This window comes from Pedobacter sp. 10L46_2 (genome assembly GCF_056395165.1).
In genome coordinates this window covers 1-7,080 of sequence record NZ_JBFTIZ010000222.1, presented here as the reverse complement: position 1 = coordinate 7,080, position 7,080 = coordinate 1, and the positions used below count along the sequence as shown (strand labels likewise).

8 protein-coding genes are annotated in these 7,080 nt (G+C 36.2%); 3 read left to right on the top strand and 5 right to left on the bottom strand.

The window, feature by feature from the left end:
- Together AC1DDX_RS19700 and tgt are read right to left on the bottom strand one after the other, a co-directional pair.
- Nucleotides 1-340 (bottom strand): LptF/LptG family permease (locus tag AC1DDX_RS19700; protein WP_477622450.1); only part of this gene is annotated, 340 nt, incomplete at its 3' end.
- On the bottom strand, nucleotides 341-1,471 hold the full coding sequence (tgt, locus tag AC1DDX_RS19695) for a tRNA guanosine(34) transglycosylase Tgt (protein ID WP_337716487.1): 1,131 nt from the start codon (nucleotides 1,469-1,471) through the stop codon (nucleotides 341-343).
- A gap of 171 nt (nucleotides 1,472-1,642) precedes the next feature.
- Here tgt and AC1DDX_RS19690 point away from each other — a divergent pair, with 171 nt between their 5' ends.
- Nucleotides 1,643-2,764, top strand: coding sequence for a glycosyltransferase (locus AC1DDX_RS19690; protein ID WP_172659616.1), 1,122 nt, complete (start codon nucleotides 1,643-1,645; stop codon nucleotides 2,762-2,764).
- On the top strand, nucleotides 2,755-3,387 hold the full coding sequence (rsmG, locus tag AC1DDX_RS19685) for a 16S rRNA (guanine(527)-N(7))-methyltransferase RsmG (protein ID WP_172659617.1): 633 nt from the start codon (nucleotides 2,755-2,757) through the stop codon (nucleotides 3,385-3,387). Before AC1DDX_RS19690 ends, rsmG begins: the two co-directional genes overlap by 10 nt.
- 80 nt (nucleotides 3,388-3,467) lie before the next feature.
- Here the strand turns inward: rsmG and AC1DDX_RS19680 are convergent, their stop codons facing one another.
- The 3 genes from AC1DDX_RS19680 to AC1DDX_RS19670 form a co-directional block, all read right to left on the bottom strand.
- Nucleotides 3,468-3,704: a hypothetical protein gene (locus AC1DDX_RS19680; protein WP_288883971.1), complete on the bottom strand. Its 237-nt coding sequence runs from the start codon at nucleotides 3,702-3,704 to the stop codon at nucleotides 3,468-3,470.
- A gap of 29 nt (nucleotides 3,705-3,733) precedes the next feature.
- Nucleotides 3,734-4,873 (bottom strand): M56 family metallopeptidase, encoded by a 1,140-nt coding sequence (locus AC1DDX_RS19675; RefSeq protein ID WP_477622449.1) that lies wholly within the window; start codon nucleotides 4,871-4,873, stop codon nucleotides 3,734-3,736.
- A gap of 314 nt (nucleotides 4,874-5,187) precedes the next feature.
- Nucleotides 5,188-5,559: a BlaI/MecI/CopY family transcriptional regulator gene (locus tag AC1DDX_RS19670; protein WP_172659620.1), complete on the bottom strand. Its 372-nt coding sequence runs from the start codon at nucleotides 5,557-5,559 to the stop codon at nucleotides 5,188-5,190.
- A gap of 142 nt (nucleotides 5,560-5,701) precedes the next feature.
- On the opposite strand from AC1DDX_RS19670, the gene dprA reads away from it, so the two are divergent.
- Nucleotides 5,702-6,793: a DNA-processing protein DprA gene (dprA, locus tag AC1DDX_RS19665; protein WP_337716490.1), complete on the top strand. Its 1,092-nt coding sequence runs from the start codon at nucleotides 5,702-5,704 to the stop codon at nucleotides 6,791-6,793.
- Nucleotides 6,794-7,080 lie beyond the last annotated feature (287 nt).

Genomic DNA, 7,080 nt, shown 5'->3' with positions numbered 1-7,080 from the left:
ATATAAAATAGGGTAAAAGGAAGCGATTAAAGCTTACTCCGCCACTTAGGATAGGCACAATTTCGGTTTGATCAGCCATCTTTGCCGTAAAGAAGATTACCGCAATAAAATTGATCAATGGCGAGAGCATGTTAACGTAGAAAGGGATTGAACCAGCATAATACAGGGTTACAACCTGCCAAAAGGTAAGGTTTGCGCTTAGAAAATCATCTAGCTTTTCCGACAAGTCAAAAATAACGATAATCACTACAAATAAGGTCAGGGTGTATAGAAACGTGCCCAGATACTTACTGATAATGTACCAGTCGATGATTTTAACCCTGTCTTTTAAGAAACTCATTTATAATTTATTCCCTAAGATAGTTACCATTTTGTTTTTCCATGCATAAAACTCACCTGCAATGATTTTTTCGCGGGCCTGTTTAACCAGCCAAAGATAGAAATGTAGGTTGTGCAAGGTAGCTATCTGTGCACCCAGGATCTCTTTTGAGTGCATTAGGTGCCTTAAATAGGCCTTAGAATATATCTGGTCTGCATGCAAGTTACTGTCGGCTTCAATTGGTGAGAAATCATTTGCCCACTTCTTGTTGCCGATATTAATGATACCATTTTTAGTGAAAAGCATACCATTTCTGGCATTTCTTGTAGGCATTACACAATCAAACATATCTACACCTAACGCAATATTCTCTAAAATATTGATAGGAGTACCTACGCCCATTAAATAACGAGGCTTTTCGTATGGTAAAATATCACATACTATTTCAGTCATCCCGTACATCTCTTCGGCAGGCTCACCAACAGATAAACCACCTATTGCATTGCCCTCACGGTCCATAGAAGCAATAAATTCAGCAGATTTTTTCCTTAGATCTTTATAGACTGAACCCTGTACAATAGGGAAAAGGGTTTGGTTAAAGCCGTATTTTGGCTCTGTTGAGTCAAATCTTGCACAGCAGCGCTTTAACCAGCGATGGGTCATGTTAATAGAAGATGCTGCATATTTATAATCGCATGGATACGGTGTACATTCATCAAACGCCATGATAATGTCGGCCCCAATGGTACGTTGTATATCCATTGCATATTCAGGTGTAAATAGATGCTTTGAACCGTCAATATGTGAATTAAAGGTAACTCCTTCTTCTTTGATTTTTCTTACTTTGCTCAAAGAATACACCTGATAGCCGCCACTGTCGGTTAAAATAGGACGGTCCCAGCCAATAAATTTGTGTAATCCGCCGGCTTGTTCCAGAACATCTAATCCTGGTCTAAGATACAAGTGGTAGGTGTTTCCAAGAATTATTTTGGCATCGATATCATTTTTAAGCTCTCTTTGATGTACTGCTTTAACTGTTCCTGCAGTGCCTACAGGCATGAAAATAGGAGTTTGTATCTCTCCGTGATCCGTTGTAATTGTTCCTGCTCTTGCTTTTGAATGTATATCTTTTGCCTCTAAACTAAACTTCATCTGTGTATGTTTATTGTTTTTTGATTAGAGTAAGTTAGTGTGTAATCTTCCTCTTCAAAAAATCAGGGCAAAAGTAGCAAAAAACCAGCTATTTACGGGCTAAAATTTTTATCAACATAAATGTGCATTACTGATTAAAAATGAGAAATTTGCCAGTTACAAAAATACATCGTGGAATTAACCTTAATTGAGAGCTGCCTGCTCGGCGCTTTAATCTTTTGCTTCTTAATACAGCTATATTTTAGCCTCTTTGTTCACTTAAAACTTGCTCTGGTAAAAGTCGATCCTATTCCCGAAACAGGTAGAAAACCTTTAAGTGTTGTGATTTGCGCACGCAATGAAGTTAATAACCTTACAGAATACTTGCCTTCCGTTTTGGAGCAGAATTATCCTGATTATGAGGTTATTGTTGTTAACGACAGATCCTGGGATGGTACACGTGAATTATTGGAAACCTTTGAAAAACAATATAAGCACCTTAAAGTTGTTCACGTAAATGAAGGAGAAAAGTTTATAGCAGGTAAGAAATTTGCAGTTACCATGGGTATTAAAGCAGCCACAAATGAGTGGCTTGTTTTTACAGATGCCGATTGTTTGCCTGCCTCGCAAGATTGGTTACTGAGCATGCAGCAACCCGAAAATGAGCATGTGGATATCCTTTTAGGTTATTCACCTTATATAAAAAAGAGAGGGATATTGAATGCTTTAATTCGTTTCGAGACATTTTTTACAGCAGTAAATTACCTTTCATTTGCTTTAAAAGGTATGCCTTATATGGGGGTTGGCCGCAATATGGCGTATAAGAAATCATTATTTTTTAAGAAAAAAGGGTTTGCGGCACACATGCATATACCTTCGGGCGATGATGATCTTTTTGTAAATGCTCATGCAACCAGAAGTAATACCGCAATTTCTATTAATAAGGATGCTCATGTTTGGAGCGAGCCAAATACAAGTTTTGGTGCTTATCTGAGACAGAAGAAAAGACATTTTGGAGCAGGTAAAATGTATAAAGGAAAACATAAGTTCATCCTCTCGTCGCAGATTATTATTCAATTCCTGTTTTATGCTTTCTTTGTCGCTTTGTTGTTCTTTAAAGCTACCTTATATATATCACTTGGTGTTTTTGTATTGAGTATTATAATAAGGTGTTTTGTTTACCCACGCCTTTTAAAGCGGTTAAGTTATGGTAATTTGAGTATTTGGTTTCCTGTTTTGGATATTCTATTATTCATTTTTCTAGTGTTTAACGGCATTCTGTCTATATTTGTTAAAAAAGTACAGTGGAAATAAAGTCTACTCTAATACAGAAATATTTTAAAGAGCTAACTGATCAGCAGATAGCTCAGTTTGATCAATTGTACGAATTGTACAGTTTCTGGAATTCCCAGATCAATGTAATTTCAAGAAAAGATATTGATGAGTTATATGAACGCCATATTCTTCATTCGTTGGGAATTGCCAAATTCTGCACTTTCAAAGCAGGAGAACGTGTGTTGGATGTGGGTACCGGAGGTGGATTCCCTGGCATACCGCTAGCTATTCTTTTTCCAGAAACTCAGTTCCATCTGGTTGATTCTATTGGTAAAAAGATTAAAGTGGTTACTGAAGTAGCTGCGGCATTAGGTTTAAAGAATGTTAAAGCGAGTCATTTAAGAGCTGAACAGATTGCAGACAAGTACGATTTTGTAGTTTCCAGAGCAGTTACCAGGCTTATTGATTTTTATCCATGGGTAAAAGGGAAGTTTAATAAAGAATCTAAAAATGCCATTCCTAATGGTATACTATATTTAAAAGGTGGTGATTTAAAAGAAGAGATTTCTGAATCAAAACTAAAAGCGGAATTATATCCGCTTTCAGCTTACTTTGAAGAAGAGTTTTTTGAAACCAAATACGTGGTTTATATACCGCAGTAAGGTTTAATTGGTAAGCTTCAAATCTTACAGGGCAGCTTCCTTTTTTAGTTCTTTAAATAGCCACCAGATGCTACTTTTTCTTAAAGCCGATCTTTAGTGATCGGCTTTAAAGTTTGATCATATGCAATGAAATCTTCTGATAATCTTAAGTAACCTCGATCATAATATAGCCAATGCATTACATCATCAAGGATTTTAGAAGGTTCAATAACTGGCTTTCCAATTTTTACTTGTTGCGTTTCGACATTAATAAATAATATTAGAAGTGCGCAAATACTCGCTAATATTAACTTTATTTTGGCTACTTTATTGGTCATAAAGTTTTTTAATAAAATCTATTTAGGAATTAATTACCTGATTTTTCTTTCACATTCACGGTGCCTTCTAGCGTTGTCTTAGTCCCTTCTTTTGTTTCTAATTTATCCTTGGTAAGAAGTCTATATGTTGTAGATAGGGATTTTGCTTGTTCTTCATTTTTAGTAGGTGATGTTGCTGGTTTCCCTTCGGCAACGTGAATTTTATATGCCAAAATTATTGATTTGGCTGGTTCTCCATTTTTGGTAGAGGAAGTAATCACGTCGTTTTCTTTAATAGATATTGATTTTCCTTCCTCTTTCACTGGCTCAACAGGAGGTGGAGGAGGAGGCACTGGTTTATCAGGCACTACAATTGGCGGTGGGAACTTTATCTTTTTAACGGATCCTGCTTTTTTAGGAGCTCTGACTTCATCAGGTTTTACTATTGGTGGTGGGAATTTGACCTGTTTAACCACGGGAGGCGGTGGTGGCGCAATTCTAACTTTTGTAATTTGGCTCTCTTTAGTTGTTTTAGATTTTGCACCTGGTTTAGTCTTAACCTCTATTATTTCAGCTGCTTTTTTCTTAGGTGTTTCCTGTTTTACAGATTGATCGGACTCGTATTTCTCCGGATACAAGTCTATCACTGCATAGTCTTTAGTAAACGCCATGGTGGATGCGCAGAGCATCCCTCCGGCAATTGGCAATGCAAACAGGAGTTTGAGCCTCGCTCTTCCCGTTGATTTTTTTTTGTTTAACATGTTAATTCTCCTTTTTAATATTGATTGATTGAATATTTGATTGGTAAGCTGATTAGGCGCAATACCAAAGGAATTTTGAATCAGAAACATCGCGTATTGATGTTTCTGAATGTCCTTATGTGTTGTGATGTCGTCGGCGATGTATTCGTGCAGAAGCTTAATTTCTTTTTTGATGAAATAGGTGATGGGATTAAACCATGATACGATTTGAATGATCTCAAAGAAAATTATATCTAAACTGTGTTTCTGCTTTATATGCACCATCTCATGCTTAAGAATGGTGTTTTTCTCCTGCACAGATGGATTTAAGAACAATAGGTTAAAGAAAGAGAAGGCAGCATGTGATTCGCCTAGTTCAACATACGTAATTTTTCCAGATTTCTGTTTTTTAGCATTAATGGAAAGTAAAATGATCTTATATATGCTCATTGCCATTTTTATTGCAAAAAATAAGGCTATAAAGAGGTAGCAATAAATCAACAGATTGCTTATCGTAAATGCATTAGATTTTTCGATTACTGGCGTTAATTGAACCGATAAGATCGTGACTTCCTTTTGATTGTTTAATAGATTATTGAGGTAGCCTACCTGCAAAAGTGGAATAATGAAAGCTATAATACTCGTTATAATAAGATAATACCTATTTAAGGAATAGAAAGTTTCCTTATGTAAAAGCAAACGGTAGAAGCCGTAAAACGCAGCTAAATATAGATTAGCCTCTAGCAGATAGTACAACCAGTTCATCATTTCTTGTTTTTAAGTTTTTCAGCAAGTTGGATCAATTCGTCGAGCTCATCCATGTCCATGTTTTTCTCTTTTACAAGGAAAGATACCAGGCTCTGATAAGAATTTTCGAAGTAATTGTTCATTACTTTATCAAATGCAAAGTGTTTGTACTCGTCTTCAGTTATTATAGGAAAGTAGATATGGGTGTTGCCAACGGCCTTATGATCTATAAACCCTTTGCCTTCTAATACTCTGATTACCGTTGACACCGTATTGTATGCTGGTTTTGGTGGGGTCATTTTGTCTATAACATCCTTTACCAACCCCTCTTTTATTTCCCATAAAATTAGCATTACCTGCTCTTCCGCCTTTGTAAGTTCTCTCATCATTTATTAAATATTGTTGTTAATTAAAGTTACTACTATTTTTATAGTTTACAAACTATTTTTGTAGTTTGTTTTTAATTATCTGATTTACAGTTATATATTTTAGTTTGTTGGTTGGTAGATAAATAAATATATAATTTAGCCCATGAGTTTAATCCACAAAATAGGCCTCACCTTAATTAAGAGTGTGGGGCATGTAACTGCCAAAAGTTTGCTGGAACATTTTGGTAATGCAGAGGTTGTATTTAAAGCAAGTAGAAAAGAATTATTGCAAATTCCAGGGATTGGGCCTGCAACCGCAGATCAAATCCTGACTAATGATGCCCTAAAAATTGCTGAAGAGCAACTAAAATTTATTAAAAAGCATAGGGTTGAGGTTTTGGTTTATACCGATGATAACTATCCTAAGCGGTTAAAAAACTGCTTTGATGCACCCGTTTTACTATACTATAAAGGCACTGCTAACCTTAACCATAATAGAATTATAAGTGTTGTTGGCACCAGAAAGGCGACAGAATACGGTAGGCAACTGTGCAAACAACTGGCGGTAACTTTGGCTGATTATGATGTTGTTATAGTTAGCGGCCTGGCATATGGCATTGATATAGCTGCTCATAAAGAAAGCTTGTATCAGGACATACCTACCATTGGGCTTCTTGCGCATGGGCTCGATCGGGTTTACCCTCCATTACATCAGCCAATAGCCCAAAAAATGATGCTAAACGGTGGTTTGCTTACCGAATTCCCGTTGCATACCAATCCAGATAAAGAGAATTTTCCGAAGCGAAACCGGATCATTGCAGGGCTTGCAGATGCCATAATAGTTGTAGAAGCCACTGCTAAAGGAGGTGCGTTAATTACAGCTGATATCGCAAATTCCTATCATCGCGATGTCTATGCTTTCCCCGGCAGAACAACTGATGTGAGTTCTGAGGGATGTAATTTCCTGATTAAAACGAATAGGGCAGCGCTGATTAATCATGCAAAAGACCTCGCTTATTACCTGGGGTGGGATGAAATAAAGACAAAAAAGACTGAGCAAACTCAATTGTTAATTGGGCTCTCCAAAGAAGAACAGAAAGTTGTTGACCTTTTACAGGTATCGGATTTAAGGATCGATGAACTGTCCATACGGTCGGAAATTCCTCAAAGCAAACTCGCCATGCATTTGTTAAACCTTGAAATGCAAGGGATTCTGATTTCTTTACCGGGTAAAACGTATAAATTGAGTGGATAAACGCATTAGCTTCTGTAATGAAATTTTTTATTTACCTACATATTGCATTGTTTGTAAGTCTATTGGAGTACTAGATTAAAATAATATTCTATATTTTGTATTATTTCAATATTAAATTACGAATATTCATTTATAAATAAAATTCCAATCTTCAATCTGTATTTTTGTGTCATGTGGTACAACAATATTTTAGAAACCATTGGTAATACACCATTGGTAAAATTGAATAACATTACAAAGGATATTCCGGCTACGATATTGGCTAAAATTGAGACAACCAACCCTGG